The 19427-nt window shown below is 70.5% G+C and carries 17 protein-coding genes; 8 read left to right on the top strand and 9 right to left on the bottom strand.

The annotated features are described in order from the left end of the window. Positions 1 to 115: 115 nt before the first annotated feature. Together ACQ3HE_RS14790 and ACQ3HE_RS14785 are read left to right on the top strand one after the other, a co-directional pair. Positions 116 to 583 (top strand): PTS sugar transporter subunit IIA, encoded by a 468-nt coding sequence (locus tag ACQ3HE_RS14790; RefSeq protein ID WP_079707326.1) that lies wholly within the window; start codon positions 116 to 118, stop codon positions 581 to 583. Further along, the gene (locus ACQ3HE_RS14785) at positions 580 to 852 is read left to right on the top strand and encodes a PTS sugar transporter subunit IIB (protein WP_064294838.1); all 273 of its coding nucleotides are present in this window, start codon (positions 580 to 582) and stop codon (positions 850 to 852) included. Before ACQ3HE_RS14790 ends, ACQ3HE_RS14785 begins: the two co-directional genes overlap by 4 nt. Positions 853 to 908: 56 nt before the next feature. Here ACQ3HE_RS14785 and ACQ3HE_RS14780 read toward each other — a convergent pair whose 3' ends face one another. Together ACQ3HE_RS14780 and ACQ3HE_RS14775 are read right to left on the bottom strand one after the other, a co-directional pair. Next, positions 909 to 2612: a phospho-sugar mutase gene (locus tag ACQ3HE_RS14780; protein WP_430893258.1), complete on the bottom strand. Its 1704-nt coding sequence runs from the start codon at positions 2610 to 2612 to the stop codon at positions 909 to 911. Further along, positions 2609 to 3442 (bottom strand): purine-nucleoside phosphorylase, encoded by an 834-nt coding sequence (locus ACQ3HE_RS14775; protein WP_079707324.1) that lies wholly within the window; start codon positions 3440 to 3442, stop codon positions 2609 to 2611. Before ACQ3HE_RS14775 ends, ACQ3HE_RS14780 begins: the two co-directional genes overlap by 4 nt. Before the next feature lie 128 nt (positions 3443 to 3570). Here ACQ3HE_RS14775 and ACQ3HE_RS14770 point away from each other — a divergent pair, with 128 nt between their 5' ends. After that, positions 3571 to 5007: an NAD(P)H-quinone dehydrogenase gene (locus tag ACQ3HE_RS14770; RefSeq protein ID WP_079707323.1), complete on the top strand. Its 1437-nt coding sequence runs from the start codon at positions 3571 to 3573 to the stop codon at positions 5005 to 5007. A gap of 38 nt (positions 5008 to 5045) precedes the next feature. Here ACQ3HE_RS14770 and ACQ3HE_RS14765 read toward each other — a convergent pair whose 3' ends face one another. From ACQ3HE_RS14765 to ACQ3HE_RS14755, 3 genes are all read right to left on the bottom strand, one after another. Then, positions 5046 to 6683 carry a LuxR C-terminal-related transcriptional regulator gene (locus ACQ3HE_RS14765; RefSeq protein WP_159879449.1) on the bottom strand — a complete coding sequence of 546 codons (1638 nt, stop codon included), beginning with the start codon at positions 6681 to 6683 and terminating at the stop codon, positions 5046 to 5048. Positions 6684 to 6737: 54 nt separating this feature from the next. Beyond that, positions 6738 to 8498 (bottom strand): ATP-binding protein, encoded by a 1761-nt coding sequence (locus tag ACQ3HE_RS14760; RefSeq protein WP_079707321.1) that lies wholly within the window; start codon positions 8496 to 8498, stop codon positions 6738 to 6740. A gap of 96 nt (positions 8499 to 8594) precedes the next feature. Continuing rightward, positions 8595 to 9245, bottom strand: a complete 651-nt coding sequence (locus ACQ3HE_RS14755; RefSeq protein ID WP_079002868.1) for a Maf family protein — start codon at positions 9243 to 9245, stop codon at positions 8595 to 8597. Positions 9246 to 9307: 62 nt separating this feature from the next. Between ACQ3HE_RS14755 and ACQ3HE_RS14750 the strand changes: the two genes are divergently transcribed. The 4 genes from ACQ3HE_RS14750 to ACQ3HE_RS14735 all read left to right on the top strand — a co-directional run bounded on the left by ACQ3HE_RS14750 (position 9308) and on the right by ACQ3HE_RS14735 (position 13644). Next, positions 9308 to 10612 carry a class I SAM-dependent RNA methyltransferase gene (locus ACQ3HE_RS14750; protein ID WP_430893257.1) on the top strand — a complete coding sequence of 435 codons (1305 nt, stop codon included), beginning with the start codon at positions 9308 to 9310 and terminating at the stop codon, positions 10610 to 10612. Between the two features lie 77 nt (positions 10613 to 10689). Continuing rightward, the gene (locus ACQ3HE_RS14745; protein WP_079707415.1) at positions 10690 to 11346 is read left to right on the top strand and encodes a response regulator transcription factor; all 657 of its coding nucleotides are present in this window, start codon (positions 10690 to 10692) and stop codon (positions 11344 to 11346) included. Between the two features lie 67 nt (positions 11347 to 11413). Continuing rightward, a complete protein-coding gene (locus ACQ3HE_RS14740; RefSeq protein ID WP_229938989.1) occupies positions 11414 to 12586 on the top strand; it encodes a sensor histidine kinase in 1173 nt (390 codons plus the stop codon). After that, positions 12583 to 13644: a hypothetical protein gene (locus ACQ3HE_RS14735; RefSeq protein ID WP_430893256.1), complete on the top strand. Its 1062-nt coding sequence runs from the start codon at positions 12583 to 12585 to the stop codon at positions 13642 to 13644. Before ACQ3HE_RS14740 ends, ACQ3HE_RS14735 begins: the two co-directional genes overlap by 4 nt. Positions 13645 to 14014: 370 nt before the next feature. Here ACQ3HE_RS14735 and ACQ3HE_RS14730 read toward each other — a convergent pair whose 3' ends face one another. The 3 genes from ACQ3HE_RS14730 to ACQ3HE_RS14720 form a co-directional block, all read right to left on the bottom strand. After that, entirely contained in the window at positions 14015 to 15286 is a 1272-nt protein-coding gene (locus ACQ3HE_RS14730; protein WP_430893255.1) for an HNH endonuclease signature motif containing protein, read from the bottom strand. Between the two features lie 548 nt (positions 15287 to 15834). Beyond that, positions 15835 to 16086, bottom strand: coding sequence for an acyl-CoA carboxylase subunit epsilon (locus ACQ3HE_RS14725; RefSeq protein ID WP_079707316.1), 252 nt, complete (start codon positions 16084 to 16086; stop codon positions 15835 to 15837). Then, complete coding sequence (locus tag ACQ3HE_RS14720) at positions 16083 to 17684, bottom strand: acyl-CoA carboxylase subunit beta (RefSeq protein WP_071262519.1); 1602 nt, start codon at positions 17682 to 17684, stop codon at positions 16083 to 16085. Before ACQ3HE_RS14720 ends, ACQ3HE_RS14725 begins: the two co-directional genes overlap by 4 nt. A 139-nt stretch (positions 17685 to 17823) precedes the next feature. Here ACQ3HE_RS14720 and ACQ3HE_RS14715 point away from each other — a divergent pair, with 139 nt between their 5' ends. Further along, the gene (locus tag ACQ3HE_RS14715; protein ID WP_430893254.1) at positions 17824 to 18615 is read left to right on the top strand and encodes a biotin--[acetyl-CoA-carboxylase] ligase; all 792 of its coding nucleotides are present in this window, start codon (positions 17824 to 17826) and stop codon (positions 18613 to 18615) included. On the opposite strand, the gene ACQ3HE_RS14710 is transcribed toward ACQ3HE_RS14715, so the two are convergent. After that, on the bottom strand, positions 18599 to 19411 hold the full coding sequence (locus tag ACQ3HE_RS14710; RefSeq protein WP_192006820.1) for an EI24 domain-containing protein: 813 nt from the start codon (positions 19409 to 19411) through the stop codon (positions 18599 to 18601). The two genes, ACQ3HE_RS14715 and ACQ3HE_RS14710, sit on opposite strands and share 17 nt — an antisense overlap. Between the last annotated feature and the right edge of the window lie 16 nt (positions 19412 to 19427).

The raw sequence follows: 19427 nt of genomic DNA, 5'->3' as shown, positions 1-19427 counted from the left end.
CCGGCAGGTGCTGTTCCGGCGACCGCCTGGGCGGCACCTGCGCGGCAGGCTTCCAGCCTCGGAGCGTTACGATGGTTCCGATCCATTCGGGTCGACCGATCCTCTGATTGAAGCGATGCCACTCCCAGAACTGTCCGAAGCCAGCGTCGCGCTCCACGTCGAAGCCGACGACTGGCGCGAGGCGATCCGCGTAGCCGGAGCGCTGCTGTCCGACACCCACGCGACGGACGCCGCATACACCCAGCGGATGATCGACGTCGTCGAGGAGTTCGGCGCATATGTCGTGATCGCGCCGGGCCTGGCGCTCGCGCACGCCCGACCGGGTGCCGATGTCCACGACGACGCCCTCGTCGTCGCGACCCTGGCTGCTCCGGTGCGGTTCGGACACCCCCACAACGACCCCGTCTCGGTGGTCCTCGGCCTCGCCGTCACCACCGCCGAGTCGCACGTGGGCTGGGTGGCGGAGATCGCCAATGTCTTCAACGACGAGACCGCCATCCCGCGGCTCGCAGCGGCCACGACGCTCGACGAGGTGCGCGCCGTGTTCGGTGCGTCCCCCCTGCGCATCGGAGACCAGGCATGAAGATCGTCGCCGTCTGCGGTTCGGGGGTCGGCTCTTCCGCGATCCTCAAGCTCAACGCCGAACGCGCGCTCGAACGCCTCGACCTCGAGGCCGATGTCGTCGCCGGCGACATCGAGAGCCTCGGCACGACCGCGGCCGACGCCCAGGTGATCCTGACCTCGCCGGAGCTCGTCGAGCGCATCGGCAAGACCTTCGCCGACATCGTCGTCATCGACAACTACTTCGACCTCGCCGAACTCACCGAGAAGCTCGAACGAGCCATCGGCTGACGGGTGCGGCCCGGTCTCCGGGCCGCACCCGTCAGGCCGCTCAGCCTGTCGAGGCGCTAGGAGACGAGCGCCGTGAGATCCGTCCGCAGCGCGGCGAGCCGCGCGGTGACCGTCGCCGCCCGCTCGGCGGCGTCGCCGTCGGCGGACTGGACGTCGACGTACACCTTGAGCTTCGGTTCCGTGCCGCTCGGCCGGATCATGACCCGGGTGCCGTCGTCGAGCCAGACGCGCAGGACGTCGCTCGGCGGGAGCGCCTCGAAGCCGTCGGCGAGGTCGTCGATCCGGGTCACCCGGGCTCCCGCGAGCTCCGTCGGCGGGAGTGCCCGGAGCCCGGACATGACCTCGCCGATGCGGCTGAGCTCCGCGTAGCGGATGGAGATCTGGTCGCTGCCGAAGGAACCGAAGGTGTCCGCGAACCGGTCGAGGAGCCCCGCGACGCTCTCGCCCGCCTGCGCCGACGCCGTCGCGAGACCGAGGAACGCCACGGCGGCCGAGATGCCGTCCTTGTCGCGTACGGTCCCGGGGTTCACGAGGTAGCCGAGGGCCTCCTCGAAGCCGAAGATCATGCCCGGCGTCCGGGAGATCCACTTGAACCCGGTGAGCGTCTCCCGGAACTCGAGGCCGTGCGCCTCGGCGACGATGCGCAGGGCGGGGGAGGAGACGATCGAGCACGCGAGCGTGCCCTCGGGTGCCGCGTCGCCGTCGAGTGCGGCACTGGCGGCCTGGGCGGCCCGCCAGCCGAGGAGGAGACCGACCTCATTGCCGGTGAGTCGACGGAACCCCGACGGCGCCGCGTCGTCGGGGATCGCGATCGCCAGGCGGTCGGCATCGGGGTCGTTGGCGATGATGATATCGGCGCCGACTGCTCGCGCCGTCGCGAAGGACAGGTCCAGTGCGCCCGGCTCCTCCGGGTTCGGGAAGCTGACGGTCCGGAAGGTGGGATCGGGATCGATCTGCTCGGTGACGAGTTCCGGTGCCGGGTAACCGGCGGTCTCGAGGACGCGTCGGGTCGTCTCCCAACCCACGCCGTGCATGGCCGTGTAGACGACGCGCAGCTGGCTGCCCGCCGGGGCGGGTGCGACGGCCGCGGTCTCGGCGACATAGGCGTCGACGACGTCCTCGCCCGCGATCTCGAACCCGTCGCTGCGCGGGAGGTCCTGGACGAGCGCCGTCTCGGCGATGCGCCCGATGTGGGCGGCGATGGCCGCGTCGGCGGGGGAGACGATCTGGGACCCGTGGTGCTCACCGCCCAGGTACACCTTGTAGCCGTTGTCGGCGGGCGGATTGTGACTCGCGGTCACCATGACTCCGGCGGAGGCGTCGAAGAACCGCACGGCGAACGCGAGGACGGGCGTCGGGAGGAGCCGTGGGAGCAGGATTGCGCGGACACCGGCACCGGCCATCAGCTCGGCGGTGTCGCTGGCGAACACGGCGGAGTTCTTCCGGCCGTCGTATCCGATGACGACGCTCGGCGTCACCCCTTCCGGCGCCTGCTCGATCAGGTAGGCGGCGAGCCCGGCCGCGGCCTGCGACACGAGAACCCGGTTCATCCGGTTGGAGCCGGCCTCGATGCGACCGCGGAGCCCGGCAGTGCCGAATTGCAGTCGGGTGTCGAAGCGGTCGTGCAGCTCGGCGACGGCCACGTCGTCGGACACCCGGGCGCGTTCGACGAGGCCTGCCAGTTCGGCCCGGGTCTCGTCGTCGGGATCCTGGGCGAGCCAGGCCTCGGCGGTCGCGAGCAGGCTCGTCGCCTCGCTCACAGGGCCGCGACGATCTGCGCGAGGAGCTTGCTGATCACCGGCTCGGCCGCCTGGCCGGCTTCGATGACCTCGGCGTGGCTGAGCGGCGTCTGCTGGATGCCGGCGGCGAGGTTGGTGATGAGCGACATCCCGAGGACCTCCATGCCGGCCTGACGTGCGGCGATCGCCTCAAGCGCGGTCGACATGCCGACGATGTGGCCGCCGATCGCCTTCGCCATCTGGACCTCGGCCGGGGTCTCGTAGTGCGGTCCGCGGAACTGCGTGTAGACGCCTTCGTCGAGCTCCGGAGCGACGCTGTGCGCGATGTCCCGCAGCCGCTTGGCGTAGAGGTCGGTGAGGTCGATGAACGTCGCGCCCTCAAGCGGCGAGTCGGCCGTGAGGTTGATGTGGTCGCTGATCAGCACGGGCGTGCCGGGCGTCCAGTGGTCCTTGATGCCGCCTGCGCCGTTTGTCAGCACCATGATGCCCGCGCCGGCCGCAGCGGCCGTCCGCACGCTGTGCACGACACGCCGGACACCATGGTTCTCGTAGTAGTGCGTCCTGGCGCCGATGACGAGCGCACGCTTCCCGCTCGGGAGCAGGACCGAGCGCAGGGTGCCCACGTGGCCCTCGAGCGCCGGCTTCGAGAAGCCGACGATCTCGGAGGCCGGGATCGTCGCCGTCGTCTCGCCGATCAGGTCGGCCGCCTTGCCCCAGCCACTGCCGAGGGTGAGTGCGATGTCGTGGCGTTCCACGCCGGTCTTCTCAGCGATCTGGCCGGCGGCTTCGCGGGCGATCTCGAAGGGATCGACATCGGACAGATCGAGTGGGTTCGCAGAGGTTTCGGACATCCTCTCACTCTAGACAGGGGCGGGGCCGCCGCCCAACCGTGCCGACCCCGCTCATCCGCGCACGATGCCCACCGCCGCAGGCCCGAACGGGTTTGGTCCCGCCCCTGGTGGCGCGCGAGAATGGACGCATGGCCTACGAGTTCGAACGCAAGCAGCGAGTGGCGATCATCGGAGGCGGACCCGGCGGGTACGAGGCTGCCCTCGCCGGGGCACAGCTCGGGGCCGACGTCACGCTTGTGGAGCGCACGGGCGTCGGCGGCGCGGCGGTCATCACCGACGTCGTCCCGTCCAAGAGCCTCATCGCCACGGCCGACGCGGTCGGGGCCATCGGCGAGGCGGCCGACCTCGGTGTGCAGTTCTTCGTCCGCTCGGAGACCACCGGCAAGCCCAGCCGTCCCGAGGTCGCCGTGAACCTGGCCGCCGTCAACAAACGGCTGCTCGGATTGGCCCGCCAGCAGTCCGAGGACATGCGGGCGAGTCTCATCCGTGCCGGTGTCCGCATCGTCAACGGTCAGGGGCGGCTCGACGGACCGAACGAGGTCATCGTCTCGACCGACCTGTCCGGCGGCACCGACTTCGACCGCATCGAGGCTGACACCGTCGTCGTCTCCGTCGGCGCGAGCCCGCGCCAGTTGCCCTCCGCCCTGCCGGACGGCGAGCGCATCCTCACCTGGACGCAGCTCTACAACCTCACCTCCGTCCCCGAGCACCTCATCGTCGTCGGCTCGGGCGTCACGGGCGCCGAGTTCGCCTCCGCCTACACGGCGCTCGGCTCCAAGGTCACGCTCATCTCGAGCCGCGACCAGGTGCTGCCCGGTGAGGACGCCGATGCGGCAGCGGTCATCGAGAACGTCTTCAAGCGCAACGGCATGACGGTCCTGTCGAAGTCGCGGGCCGACTCCGTCACACGGACCGAGACCGGCGTCGTCGCCACGCTCTCCGACGGGCGCACGGTCGAGGGTTCGCACTGCCTCATGGCGGTCGGTTCGGTGCCCAACACCGCCGGGATCGGTCTCGAGGAGGCTGGCGTGCAGCTGACCGATTCCGGGCACATCCGTGTGAACCGGGTGGCCCGCACGAGCGTCCCCAACATCTACGCCGCCGGTGACTGCACGACCTTCCTGCCGCTCGCGTCCGTCGCGTCGATGCAGGGTCGCACCTCGATGCTGCACGCGATGGGCGACGCGGTGAACCCGACCGAGATCCGCAACGTCGCCGCGAACATCTTCACGCAGCCCGAGATCGCGACTGTCGGCTGGACCCAGAAGCAGATCGAGGACGGCATCGCCCAGGGCGAGATCTACAAGCTGCCCCTCGCCCAGAACCCGCGCGCGAAGATGATGGGCATCAAGGACGGTTTCGTCAAGCTGTTCGCGCGGACCGGCAGCGGGACGGTCATCGGCGGGGTCATCGTCGCCCCGAAGGCCAGCGAGCTCATCTTCCCGCTCGCCCTCGCGGTCGAGCAACGGCTGAACGTCGACCAGGTGGCACGTGCCTTCACGGTCTACCCGTCACTCACCGGGTCGATCACCGATGCTGCGCGCGCCATGCACATCGTCGAATAGGCGTCGTCCTCGTCGAACCGGCGCTGAGACGCCGGAGTTCACCGATCGCGGTTCGCGAGCACGATGCGTGCGACGGCGACCCGCGAGCGCACGCCCCAGGCCTGGAAGACGGCGCTCAGATGCTTCTCCACGGTCTTGCGGGAGATGCCGAGGGCCGTCGCGATCTCGTCGTTCGACAGGCCGTCCGCGACGAGTTCGGTGAGGTCCCGCTGTCGGGGCGTCAGCGGCGCGGTCGGGACGGGGACGGCGGTCAACGGCAGCGTGGCCGGGAGCCGAGAGGGGAGCTGGCGGCGGGACACGATCCCGAACGCGGCGAGCACCCGGGTGACGTGCGCGTCGACCGTGCGCGAGGAGAGCTGGAGGACGGACGCTATCTCCGCCGTCGAGTTGCCCTCCGCGGAGAGCAGGGCGACCTCGCGTTCACGGGGCGACAGTCCGTCCCAACCGGATCCGGCGACCGGCGCGAGACGTCGGCCGATCGCCTTCAGCTCCCGGGCGGCGGAGCGGGTCGCGGCGGTGTGCCCGCCGAGGACCGCCTGCTCGGCGAGCGCGGCCAGCTCACGGACGGCCTGCGTCCGGTCGGACATGGCGATGAGGGCACGCGTCGCGAGGATCTCGCCGATCCCGGCTTCCAGCATGCGGCCGTCGACCAACGCGCGGGTGGTCGCCGTGCGCGCGAGCGCCAGCGCCTCGGCGGGTCGCCCACGGAGGAGTTCGAGCTTGCACTGCATCCGGAGGATGGCCGGCCCGGGGACCCTGCGGTCGACATCGGCGGCGATGAAGCCGATGAGGCGTTCCGATTCGACGAGGTCGCGGTCGAGGAAGGCGCTCGAGACGAGCAGCTCGATCGCGAGGGCGCGGTCCTGGACGGACAGGCCGCTGAAGTCGTTCCCCGAGGCGCTCCTCGCGAGGGCTGCGGCTCCGTGGTCGTCCGCGAGGGCGGCGAGACCGTAGCCGACGAGGAGGTAGCACGTCGTCTGGAAGGCGCCCGTGGGCTCGGGGATGGCCTGGCGGACGCGGCGTGCGAGTGTCCTGGTCGCCCCCTGCTCAGCACGGTTCCCTGCGACGAGGCACTGCACGGCCTCCGCGTACAGCGCGGTCGGTCCGCTCCCGGCCCGCTCGAACATCGCGAGCGCGGCGGCCTCGGCCTCGGCGACGCGTCCCTCGTTGAGCAGGAGGCGGGCGAGGACCCCGTCGACGAGCGTCCGGTACAAGCGGCCCGGGGTGGCGGCGATGTCGTCGGCGAACGCGTCGGCGAAGCGCCGGGCGGCGTGGATCAGGACGTTGACGACGGCACCCTCGACCAGCAGATACCCGACGAGCCAGGCCAGGGCCGGCTCGAGGTCGCCGCCGTCGTCGACGAGGGCGTCCGCCTCCGCGAAGCACCCCTCCAGCTCCGAGCCGGACGAGCGGTCCGAGCCGAGGGCCAGCCCGGCGGCCCCGAGCACGAGCAGGCGCGTCGTCCGGTCGGAGTCCGTCGAGGCGGCGAGCGCGTCCACCGCGTCCCGGCGACAACCCGCGAAGTCGGCGGTGGTGAACCGGGCGTAGGACAGGAGGGCGAGGACGCGGGGATCGGACGCCGCGTGCGGCTCTGCCTCGAGCAGCGCGATCGCACCGGCGGCGTCGAAGTCCGCCACACGATCCAACGCATCTTCGAGGAGGTCGGCTGCTGACACCTGTTCAGCGTATCGTCGCCGGGTCCGATGCGACGCCCGAAGGCGCCGGTCGGGTCAGCTGATGGTGAGGAGCTGGTGACCCGAGGAGACCGTGGCGCCGACCGTCGCGTCGATCGCGCCGACCGTGCCGTCCTTGTGCGCCGTGATGGGCTGTTCCATCTTCATCGCCTCGAGGACGACGACGAGGTCGCCCTTCACGACGACATCGCCCTCGGCGACCGCGAGCTTCACGATGGTCGCCTGCATGGGCGCCGAGACCGAATCACCCGTCGCACCCGAGACCACCGCTGCACCACCGCGGCGGTGCGGAGCGGGAGCGGCGACCGGTGCACCGACGTTCAGCCCCAGCTGTCCGCCCGGAAGGCTGACCTCGAGCCGCTTGCCGCCGACCTCGACGACCACCGTCGAGCGGGCAGCGGGTGCCTGCTGTGCATCGATGGATCCGTCCCAGGGCTCGATGTCGTTGACGAACTCCGTCTCGATCCATCGGGTGTAGACACCGAAGGTACCGTCCTCCGCGGTGAACGCGGGGTCGCGGACGATCTTGCGGTGGAAGGGGATGACGGTGGGGAGGCCGGCGACCTCGAACTCGTCGAGCGCGCGACGACTGCGCTCGAGCGCCTCCTCGCGGGTGCGTCCCGTGACGATGATCTTGCCGAGGAGCGAGTCGAACGCCCCCGAGATCGTGTCGCCGGCCGTGACGCCGGAGTCGAGGCGGACACCGGGGCCGCCGAAGGTCTTGAAGACGTGGATCGGGCCCGGCTGCGGGAGGAAGCCGCGTCCCGGGTCCTCGCCGTTGATGCGGAACTCGAAGGAGTGGCCGCTCGGCTGCGGGTCGTCGTAGTCGAGGACGCCGCCCTCGGCGAGACGGAACTGCTCACGGACGAGGTCGATGCCGGTGATCTCCTCGGAGACCGGGTGCTCGACCTGCAGGCGGGTGTTGACCTCGAGGAAGGAGACGGTGCCGTCCTTGCCGATGAGGAACTCGCAGGTGCCGGCGCCGAGGTAGCCGACCTCCTTGAGGATCGCCTTCGACGCGCGGTAGAGCTCCGTCACCTGGTCGTCGGTGAGGAAGGGTGCCGGTGCCTCTTCGACGAGCTTCTGGTGGCGACGCTGCAGCGAGCAGTCGCGGGTGGAGACGACGACCACGTTGCCGTGCGCATCGGCGAGGCACTGTGTCTCGACATGGCGCGGCTGGTCGAGGTACTTCTCGACGAAGCACTCGCCCCGTCCGAACGCTGCGATGGCCTCGCGGGTGGCGGACTCGAAGAGCTCGGCGACCTCCTCGCGCTCACGGGCGACCTTGAGGCCGCGACCGCCGCCGCCGAAGGCAGCCTTGATGGCGACGGGCAGGCCGTGGATGTCGACGAAGTCGAGCACCTCCTCGGCACCCGAGACGGGGTTGAGCGTGCCCGGGGCGAGCGGAGCGCCCACCTTCTCGGCCACGTGGCGGGCCGAGACCTTGTCGCCGAGCCGCTCGATGGCCTCGGGCGACGGGCCGATCCAGATCAGCCCGGCGGCCATGACGGCACGCGCGAAGTCAGCGTTCTCGGCGAGGAAGCCGTAGCCCGGGTGGACGGCGTCGGCGCCGGACCGTCGGGCGATGGACAGGAGCTTGTCGATGACGAGGTACGTCTCCGCGCTCGTCGTCCCGTCGAGGGCGTAGGCCTCGTCGGCGAGACGGGCGTGCATGGCGTCGCGATCCTGGTCGGCGTAGACGGCGACGGAGGCGATCCCGCTGTCCTTCGCGGCTCGGATGACGCGGACGGCGATCTCGCCACGGTTGGCGATGAGGACCTTGGTTATACGTGGCACAGTCCACGAGCCTACCGGGAGGCCCGGGTGAGCCTTTGGCTCACACGCACAAAAAAGCCGCAGGAACGACGTGTCGCCTCTACAAGTGCTGGGGTGTCAGAGGGCGCCGCGCCGGTTGCGGAGCTCGTGCCAGTCGTGTCCCAGCGTGCGGACGAGACGCCGCAGGGTCGGGAGCGAGAGTCCGACGACGGTCGACGGATCGCCCTCGATGCGGGTGATGAAGGCGGCACCCAGACTGTCGATCGTGAACGCCCCCGCCACCGCCAGGGGCTCGCCCGATGCGATGTAGGCGTCGATCTCGGCGTCGTCGAGGTCGTCGGCGAAGGACACCTCGGCGCTCGCGACCGCGCCGATCCCGACCGGCGAGGCGCCGGTGCAGTCGATGAGCCAGTGACCGGAGTACAGGGTCCCCGTCCGGCCGCGCTGGGCGTGCCAGCGTTCGCGGGCGCGCTCGGGGGTGTGGGGCTTGCCGTGGACGACGCCGTCGAGGACGAACACCGAGTCGCCGCCGAGGATGAGGTCGGCCGCGTCGCCACGTTCGCGCACGACGGCCAGAGCGGCCTCCGCCTTTGCGCGGGCGAGGAGGGCCACGACCTCGTCGGGGGCGAGGGGGGCACCCGCGGCGCGGGTCGCATCGTCGACGGCCTGTTCCTCGTCGACCGACGACGGGACGACGATCGGCTCGATGCCACTCGACCGCAGCAGGGCGAGTCTGGCCGGTGACGTGGAGGCGAGCGTGAGGCGCATGACGGTTCCTTCTGCAGTGGACGGTGGACTCCCCGCGGCCGCCCGTGTGACATGCTCGACGCATGAGCACGACGACTGCACGCACCGTGGAACTGGACATCACCAACGTAGCCCACGGGGGTGTCTTCGTCGCCCGGCACGAGGGCCGGGTGGTCTTCGTCCCCGACACGCTCCCCGGTGAGCGCGTGCGGGCGCGCATCGTCGACGAGAACGAGAAGCGCTTCTGGCGGGCGGAGACCCTGGAGGTCCTCACGCCGTCCGAGCACCGCCGTCCGCACGTCTGGGCCGAGGCCTCCGTCGACCGCGAGCCGAGCGAGCGGGCCGGGGGAGCGGAGTTCGGACACATCGAGCTCGCCCACCAGCGCGCGTTGAAGCACCAGGTCCTCTCGGAAGGGCTCGAGCGGTTCGCCGGCGTCGCTCCCGAGTTCACGGTCGCCGCGGTCGACGGCGAGACGAGCGACGGCACCCGGTGGCGGACGCGGGTCTCCCTGCACGTCGACCAGCACGGCAACATCGGCCCCTACGCCTCGAGGTCCCACCACGTCGTCCCCGTCGACGACCTGCCGCTCGCGATCGAAGCGGTGGCCGAGGCGGCCAAGCTCGAGGAGCTGCCGCACGGCACCACCTCCATCGACATCGTCGCCTCCTCGACCGGAGCGGTCCGCGTCCTGACGCGTGCGGACGAGGCGGGAGGCGGCGACCGCCGACGCGGTGGCGGGCGCGGTCGACGCGGGGGACCGAAGCCGGTCCGTCCCGCGGCAGACCCGATCCGCGAGCTCGTCGGCGAGCGCGAGTTCATCGTCGACGCGAACGGATTCTGGCAGGTCCACCGTCAGGCTGCGACGACCCTCCAGCAGGCGGTGTCGGCGGCCATCGACGACGCGCGCTTCGACCCGCGCGCCGCGAACCTCGACCTCTACGGCGGCGTCGGCCTCCTGGCCGCGGGCGTGGGGGACCGCTTCGGCTCCACCACCCGCATCACGACCGTGGAGAGTGACGAACGCGCCACCAAGTACGCGGGCGAGAACCTGTCCGAGTGGGTGGGCGCACAGGCCGTCACCGCGAAGGTCGACGCCTTCCTGCGGTCGGAGATCGCGACGGGCAGCCGGATCGAGCGGTCCCGGTACGCCACCGCGACCGTCGTGCTCGACCCGCCCCGCTCGGGTGCCGGCGCGGAGATCGTCGCCATGCTCGGCGAGCTACGGCCCGCGTCGATCGTCTACGTCGCGTGCGACCCCATCGCGCTGTCCCGCGACGTCGCCCTCCTTGCCGAGCAGGGGTACGAGCTCGACCACCTCGCGGCCTACGACCTCTTCCCCAACACGCATCACCTCGAGGCCGTCGCGGGCTTCTCGCGAACGGCTTGAGCGGGCCCGTGCCGACGGAGGCGACTCGCGATCCGGCCGTCGCGCCCGGCGGGTCCGTCACTCGCTACGATGGTGCCGTGGTGACCGTCGCAATCATTGATGATCACGAGTCCGTCAGGCTCGGGATCGAAGCGGTGTGTGCGCACGCCGGGTATCAGGTCGTGGCGAGTGCCCCGACCGCCGTCGAGTGCATCGCCGCGTTGAACGGCGTGGTGCCGGACGTCGTCGTGCTCGACCTCTCGCTCTCCGACGGCAGCACGCCGACCTCGAACATCCAGGCGGTGCAGGCCGTGGGGGCGCACGTCCTCATCCACTCCATCGCGGATCGGGTCGCACTGGTGCGCGAGGCGCTGGCCGCCGGAGCGTCCGGGGTCATCCCCAAGTCGTCACCGACGGACACGGTCATCGCCGCCATCGGCACGGTGGCCCGTGGCGAGGCCCTGAACAACATCGAGTGGGCGAGCGCGATCGACGCCGACAGCGACTTCGCCCGGGCGCAGCTGGGCCGCCGTGAGCGCGACGTCCTGCACCTCTACGCGTCCGGCCTGCCGCTGAAGACCGTCGCCATGCAGCTCGGTATCGCCTACTCCACGGCCCGCGAACACATCGACCGCATCCGGGTGAAGTACGTCGAGGTGGGTCGCCCGGCACCGACGAAGGTCGACCTGCTCCGCCGAGCGGTCGAGGACGGGATCCTCCCCGGCCTCGATCAAGGCGGGACGGATGTCTCCTAGCTTCCGGGCACCGACCAGGCATCCCGCGATCCCCGCGACCACGAAAGATGCCCAGGTTCAGCGCCGGATGCTGAACACCGCGAACTTCGAACGCCTCCTCGGCCGTTCGGTCGCCATCATCGGACTCGTCTTCGGACTGCAGACCGCGTTCACCACGCTCGGGCAGGGTGTCCAGATCACCGGCTGGTTCGGCGTGCTCTACGTCTCCCTCGTCTTCGGGACGATGTTCGGCGCCATCATCTGCTGCTTCTTCCTGTGGCACCACCGCATCGCCTCCGGCGTCTTCGCCGCCGTGTTCTTCGTGGCCCTCCTCATCTGGCCCGCGGTGAACGCGCAGGCGTCGGCGGACATCAACCAGGAACCGTGGATCTGGTACCTCTGCACGATCGCCGTCGCGTTCGCCTGCATCCCGCTGCAGTTGCGGGGGGCCATCGTGTACCTCGTGGTGACCTCGGTCATGTACGGGGTCAACCGCGTGATCGACGCGGACTTCGCGCCCGCGTCCTTCGAGATCGGGGCGCTCGACGCGTCCTACGCGACGATCATCGGTGGGCTCATCGTCGTGCTCGTCGGGCTGTTCCGCGTGCTGGCCGGTCGGGTCGACACCGCGAGGGCGGCCGCCCTCGCCACCTACGACGCGGCCGTCAAGCAGCACGCCACGGAGGTGGAGCGCGTCGAGGTCGACTCGATCGTCCACGACAGCGTCCTCGCCTCCCTGCTCGCCGCGGATCGGGCGCTGACCCCGAAGTCGGAGGCGCTCGCCGTCATGATGGCGCGGGTCGCGATCGAGCAACTCGAGGGCGTCGGAGCGCCGATGACGAACGAGGACGAGGTCACCGGGCTCGCCGAGCTCATCGAACGGCTGCGTGCGGCCGCGTCGATGCTCGGTGAACCGTTCTCCGTCACGGTCGAGGGGGCGTCCGGCCGGGTCCTGCCCGTCACGGTCGCCAACGCGGTCTACTGGGCGACGGTGCAGGCGATGGTCAACAGCGTCGAGCACGCGGGTTCGGGAGCGGCGCGGAGCCTGTCGATCGAGGGCACGGTCTCCGGTGGCGTCTGCGTCATCGTCGGCGACGACGGCGTCGGGTTCTGCCCCGAGCAGGTCGCTGAGGAGCGGCTCGGGCTGAAGGTCTCGATCGTCGAGCGCGTCGCCGCGGTCGGCGGCCGCTCGACGGTGATCTCCCGTCCGGGTGAGGGCGCCGTCATCCGCATCGAGTGGTCACCGGAGCACGGCTCGTGACCCCGGCACCGCGGTACGCCCTCGTCATCCTCGCCGCCCTGTTCTCGGCGTACCACCTGCTCCGTGCGGCGCTGACGCTCGAGACACCCCGCGACGTCGTCCCGGTCCTCATCGCGATGCTCGTCTACGCCGTCGCGAGCGTCCTGAGTCTCTGGCCGATGGGCACGACGCGCATGCCGTCGTGGCTCGCGAGCATCAACCTCGCGACCGCGATCATCGTCCCGTTGCTCGTGACCAGCCAGCTCGACCCCACGCGGAACAACGGGTACGCCACCTGGCACGTCGCGTCGATCGGGACACTGATGACGATCACCGTGGTCCGGCAGCGGGAGGCGGTCGCCTACATCGGGATCGTCTTCCTCACGTTCCAGTCGCTCCTCTGGGCGGGTCCGGGACTGGCGCTCGGGATGGGTGTCACGGGCAGCCTCATCTGGGTCATCCTCGCGAGTGTGCTCACCCGATCGATCGCCGGGGCCCAGCACGACGCCGAGCGCCTCACGCAGGCGGAGCATGCGACCTCGGACTGGCAGGCGGCGCAGTACGCGCACGTACACGAGCGGCGGCGACGCCTCAGTCAGACGGGCCGCCTCGCGACCCCGATGCTGCGTACGATCATCGCCAACGGCGGCAGGCTCTCCGTGGCCGATCGCACGGAGTGCCGCACGTTGGAGGCCAGTCTCCGCGACGAGATCCGCGGGCGTCACCTCCTGAGCGACCCGGTCCGGTCCGAGGTGCTCGCGGCCCGGCGGCGCGGAGCGATCGTGAACATGCTGGACGAAGGTGGCCTCGAGGAGCTGGACGCCGGCGTCCTCGACGCGATCCACGAGCAGATCGCCGAAGCGCTCGCCGCCTCGCACGCCACGCGCCTCATCGTGCGGAGCGTCCCGGACGACGAGCGCGTCGCGGTGACCGTGGTCGGCCTGCGCGCGGTGCAGCGCGAACCGGGCGTCGCTGCGGGTCCGGACGACGACGACGAGGAACTCGACGTCTGGCTCGAGATCCCGCGCGACGGCTCCCGTGCCGGCGTGGGCGCGGTCGGTGTGTCCGACGAGGGCTGAACCGCTTCGACGAGGACAGTGCCCGTCGACAGGCTCAGGGACCGTTCCCGGTGAACCTCCTCCGGTCACTGAGCTTGTCGAAGTGCCCACGAGGACGCCTCATCGTTCCGGGCACACCTTTCCCGGTCACTGAGCTTGTCGAAGTGCCCACGAGGACTCCTCGTCGTTCCGGGTAGGCCTCTTCCGGTCACTGAGCTTGTCGAAGTGCCCACGAGGACTCCTCGTCGTTCCGGGTAGGCCTCTTCCGGTCACTGAGCCTGTCGAAGTGCCCACGAGGACTCCTCATCGTTCCGGGCACACCTCTCCCGGTCACTGAGCTTGTCGAAGTGCCCACGAGGAACCCTTCGACAGGCTCAGGGACAGGCAGCGGTCAGAACGGCGCGGGGTCCGGTTCCGTCCGATGGCGCTTCCCGTCAGGAGTAGTCCACTCGAGCGCCCCGCCGGGTCCGTGGTCGAGGTTCCATCCGGGCAGATGCTTCATCCGGTGATGATGTCGACACAGGCAGGCGAGATTGCCGACATCCGTTGCCCCGCCGCCCTCCCACGCGACCGAATGGTCGAGGTCGCAGGCTCTGGCGCGTCTGCCGCAGCCTGGTGCGCGACAGGTGCCGTCCCGGAGGCGGACCGCCCGTTGCAGGTCGGCCGGGACCCGGTACTGTCCGCGCCCGACGGAGAGCACCGCACCCGTTTCCGGTTGGACGAGGATCCGGGTGAAGCTCGGGGCGTTCACCGCGATGCGCGACGCGATCTCAGGATCGATCGGGCCGTACCCGTCGAGCATGGCCGGTGCGTCGCTGACGCCGGCCATACTGAGCGCCGGGACGGTGATCTGCACGGTCGGCTTGATGTGTTCCTGGACCTCGATGGGGTGCGGGAGCACTGGGCTCGACGCCACGTCGTCAGGCGTGACGCCGGTGAGCGCGAGCGCCGCGAGGGCGTCGGCCTGCAGTTGGGCGCACGTGCGGGTGTCACCGGCCTTGCGTGACTCCGCGGCAGCCGCTTCGACCCGCTCCGCGAGGCCTTGCGCGATGGGCGCGGTGGTGAACAGGTGTACCCACGCCATGCCGTCCGCTGCCGGCTCGAACTCCACCCGGCGGTCCGCCTCGGACCGCCGGGCGCGTGCCGTAATGGACTCGGGGTGAAGGCGCTCGCGCAGGACGCGGGCGCGCCTGCGGAGGTTCGCGTTGGTCAGCTGCTCCGCGGCCGGCAACACAGCCTCCAGGAACGCCGCCCGCCCCGCGGTCGGCACGTCACTGAGTTGGTCGATGATCGTTTGCGCGTGCCGGGCCGAGATGCGCCCGGCCTCGAGGGACGCGAGCACGGCCGGTGCGTCGTTCACGAGACGCTCGGCGTCGTTCGTCGCCCGCTGCACGGTCCGCTCGGGCGTGCGGGTCGCCATCGCGAGGGCTGCGCAGGTGGATCGGCGCGAGAGCGCCTGGCGCTCGGCCGGCGGGAACACGGCCGGAACGACCGAGTCCGCGAGCGCGTCGGCGTAGGCCGCGGAACGGGCGAGGAGCCGGGCCTCCTCGGCGTCCAGAGCAGCACGCCGCCGCTGGATGTCCGCGTAGTGGTCCGAGAACTCCGCGAGCTGCGCGGCGTGCTCGTCGCTCGCGCGGATCGCGGTGAGGGTGGTCTCGGTCATGGAACAAGTCCACCATGAACCACTGACATTCCAGATGCCGAGTCGAGTTGGTTGTGGAAGTTGCTCGTGGGCCCTTCGACAAGCTCAGGGACCGGAGGGGGTTGCTCAGGGACCGGAGGGGGTTGCTCAGGGACCAGAGGGGGTTGCTCAGGGACCGGAGAAGGTCGCCGGAGCGGGAGGTTCCTCGTGTGCACTTCGACGAGCGCATGAGCCGGACACATCCGAGCACAGCTCGCACGATCACTGAGCCTGTCGACGTGCCAGGTCCTGGACGAACGAAAGGAGGGCCAGCACCCGATGCTGGCCCTCCGTGACGTTCGTGGGTCAGAGCGGTAACCCGAATACCGCTCTGACCCGCCCCCGAACTCCTGCCCGCTTACCCTAGATGGAGCAGGAGCTGGTGAAGTGGTCTCGATGAGACGCAACTTTCGAGAATGATGATCCTCCATCAGGGGTACCCCCAACAGTCGGCACTATGGAGGACACGAATGGGGGACAGCACCGCGCGCCGCGAGGGGCAACCGGCGTGAGTCCTCCGTCGAGACGGCTCAGCCCGTGAACGCGCGCCAGTGTCCTGGGCCCACGGTGATCCCCGTGCGGAGGTTCCGCCTCGTCCGCTCCCACGTCGACGGGACGCGAGGTGCCGGGGCGGTGTCGGCGTCGCGCAGCGCCTGTTCGGCGATCGCCACGCTCAGCACCGCGGTGAGTGCCGCGAGCTCCTCATCGGTGGGGGTACCGCGCTCGATCCGGAGATCGATCGACGACGGCTCGGTCGTGCTCGGCTCGGTGCCGGTGCTCACAGCGGGATGTTCCCGTGCTTCTTGGCGGGCAGGCTCGCACGCTTCGTCCGGAGTGCACGGAGCGCCTTGATGACCGAGACCCGCGTGGCAGCCGGCTCGATGACGCCGTCCAGCTCGCCGCGCTCGGCGGCCAGGAACGGGCTCGCCACGTTGTAGGTGTACTCGTTCGCGAGGCGCGTGCGCACGGCGGCGACGTCCTCGCCGGCCTCCTCGGCCCGCTTGATCTCGCCGCGGTACAGGATGTTGACGGCACCCTGCCCACCCATGACCGCGATCTCGGCCGTGGGCCAGGCGAGGTTGATGTCGGCCCCGAGCTGCTTCGAGCCCATGACGATGTAGGCGCCGCCGTAGGCCTTCCGCAGGATGACGGTCACCAGGGGCACCGTGGCCTCGGCGTAGGCGTAGAGGAGCTTCGCGCCGCGGCGGATGACGCCGGTCCACTCCTGGTCGGTGCCGGGCAGGTAGCCGGGGACGTCGACCAGGGTGAGGATTGGGATGCTGAACGCGTCGCAGAACCGGACGAACCGACTCGCCTTCTCGCCCGCTTCGATGTTGAGCGTCCCGGCCATCTGGGAGGGCTGGTTGGCGATGACGCCGACCGACCGTCCCTCGACGCGCGCGAAACCGATGACGATGTTCGGGGCGAAGAGCGGCTGGACCTCGAGGAAGTCGGCGTCGTCGACGACGTGCTCGATGACGGTCTTCACGTCGTAGGGCTGGTTCGGCGAGTCGGGGATGAGGGTGTTGAGTCGGCGGTCCTCGTCCGTCGTCTCCAGCTCCACCTCGACGTCGAAGACCGTGGCCTCGGACAGGTTGTTGTCGGGCAGGAAGCCGACGAGGGTGCGGGCGTAGTCGAGGGCGTCCGGCTCGTCGCTCGCGAGGTAGTGGGCGACGCCCGAGCGGGTGTTGTGCGTGTACCCGCCGCCCAGCTCCTCCATGCCGACGTCCTCGCCCGTGACGGTCTTGATGACGTCGGGGCCCGTGACGAACATCTGGCTCGTCTTGTCGACCATGATGACGAAGTCGGTGAGCGCGGGGGAGTAGACGGCGCCGCCGGCCGCCGGACCCATGATGATGGAGATCTGCGGGATGACCCCGGAGGCCTGCGTGTTGCGTCGGAAGATCTCGCCGTACTTGCCGAGCGCGACGACGCCCTCCTGGATGCGCGCGCCGCCGGAGTCGAGCATGCCGATGATCGGGACGCCCGTCTTTAATGCGAGGTCCATGATCTTGATGATCTTGTCGCCGGCGACCTCGCCGAGCGAACCGCCGAAGATGGTGAAGTCCTGCGAGTACACGGCGACCTGGCGGCCGTGGATGGTGCCGGTGCCGGTGACGACGGCATCGCCGTACGGCCGTGAGCGGTCCATGCCGAAGGCGGTCGTGCGGTGCCGCACGAACTCGTCGAGTTCGACGAAGCTGCCGTGGTCGAGCAGCTGCTCGATGCGCTCCCGCGCGGTGAGCTTGCCCTTCTTGTGCTGCTTCTCGATGGCGGCTTCGCCGCTCGCCGTCACGGCCTCGTGATAGCGGTTCTTGAGGTCGGCGAGCTTCCCGGCCGTCGTGTACAGGTCAGGGCCGGAGGTGGTTTCGTCGGTCACGCTTTCACCTTACCCGGTGGTCCCCCGGCCGACCCGTTGACGATCGGGTACAAGCGGCGCGCCGATCCGTTGTCGGCATCGTCCAAGCGTGCCGGCGGGCGACGCAGGCGCCGACGACCGGCCTCAGTAGGGTTGTGCCATGGATCTGCCCCTCACCGCCGCCCTCGTGCCACGCCTCGAGATCCTCGCCCACGCCGGCTCCACCAACGACGAACTCGCCCGACGCGTGCGCGAGGACGGCGGCGACGCGTGGCCCGACCGCTCGGTGGTCCTCACCGACGACCAGCGCGGGGGACGAGGCCGCCTCGGTCGCGTGTGGACGGTGCCACCCGGCACGTCTCTCGCCGTCTCGGTCCTGCTCCGGCCGGTCACTCCGACGGGTGATCCGCTCCCGCTGCAGGCCTACGGCTGGCTCCCGCTCCTCGCGGGTGCGGCGCTCGCGGAATCGCTCCGGGAGCTCGGGGTGCCCGCCGACGTGAAGTGGCCGAACGACGTGCTCATCGGCGGTCGGAAGGTGTCCGGCATCCTCGCCGAGCTGCTGCCGAGCGGGGACGCGGTGATCCTCGGGACCGGTGTCAACCTCCGTCAGCGTGCCGAGGAACTGCCGACCGACCGGTCCACCTCGCTCGCGCTCGCCGGGCTCGCCGATCCTGACCCGGACACCGTCCTCGTCGGCTACCTGCGTGCGTTCGGCGCCCTGTACGACGCCTACCTGGCCGCGTCCGGTGACGCCGAGGCCAGTGGGCTCCGAGCGGCGGTCACCGAGCGATGCGTGACGTTGGACAGCTCGGTGCGGGTGGAGCTCCCCGGCGGCGACGTCCTGACCGGCACGGCCGAGCGGATCGACGCGGACGGGCGGCTCGTCGTCCGACCGACCGACGGTGGTGCGCCGGTCGCGGTGGCGGCCGGCGACGTCACGCACGTGCGCTGAGCGTTCCCGCCTGTTCGCTGAGGGACCGGCGTGCGAGCACCGTCGCGCCGGAGACGGCTGCCGGCATGACCAGCACGGACAGGACCGGCACGAGGAAGAGGACCGCGACCGTCATCCCGAAGCCCAGGGTGCGGGCGCGTCTCCTGGCGAGGACCTGGCGGCGGTCGCGCAACGACAACCCCCTCGCGTCGAACGCGTAGCCCGTCAGTTCGAGGGCGAGGAACCAACCGCTCACGGCGAGCCCGAGCACCGGGACCACCGTCTGGCCGATCACCGGGACGAAGCCGAGGAGGAAGAGGACGGCCGCCGTCGGGATGGTGAGCAGGAGCAGGCCGAGTGCCCGGGTGACACCGGTGAGGAGTCCGCGCCAGGCGGACTCACCCGACTCCGGAGGGGCGTCGCCGAGGGTGCGTTCGACGTCGGCCCAGATCCGCTCGTAGAAGGGATCGCCGACGAGGAGCGTCGCTGCGGCGTAGGCGTACAGCATCACCACGACGGCGACGGCCACCAACGCCACCGCGGCGGCCACCCGGATGGACGAGCGGTACGGCTCGTCCCAGGTGTCGGCGAACGGTGTCGCCCAGTCGACGATCGTGGCGGCATTGACGCCGAGGAGGACGAGCAACGCGATGAACACGACGCCCACGATCGCGGCGGGGACCATGCCGAGCAGCATGCGCTTCGGCGAGGTGCCCCAGAGGCGGAACCCGCCGAAGAGGATGCCGATCCCCTCGAGGAACGACCCGACCACGCCGGGGTGCTGCGCCGTCGGTGCGGTGCTCTCGGCCGGTTTCACGCCTTCATGCTAGCCG

Origin of the sequence: Plantibacter auratus (assembly GCF_050587365.1) — a bacterium.
GTDB lineage: Bacteria > Actinomycetota > Actinomycetes > Actinomycetales > Microbacteriaceae > Plantibacter > Plantibacter auratus.
This window is presented reverse-complemented; position numbering and strand designations above follow the sequence as displayed.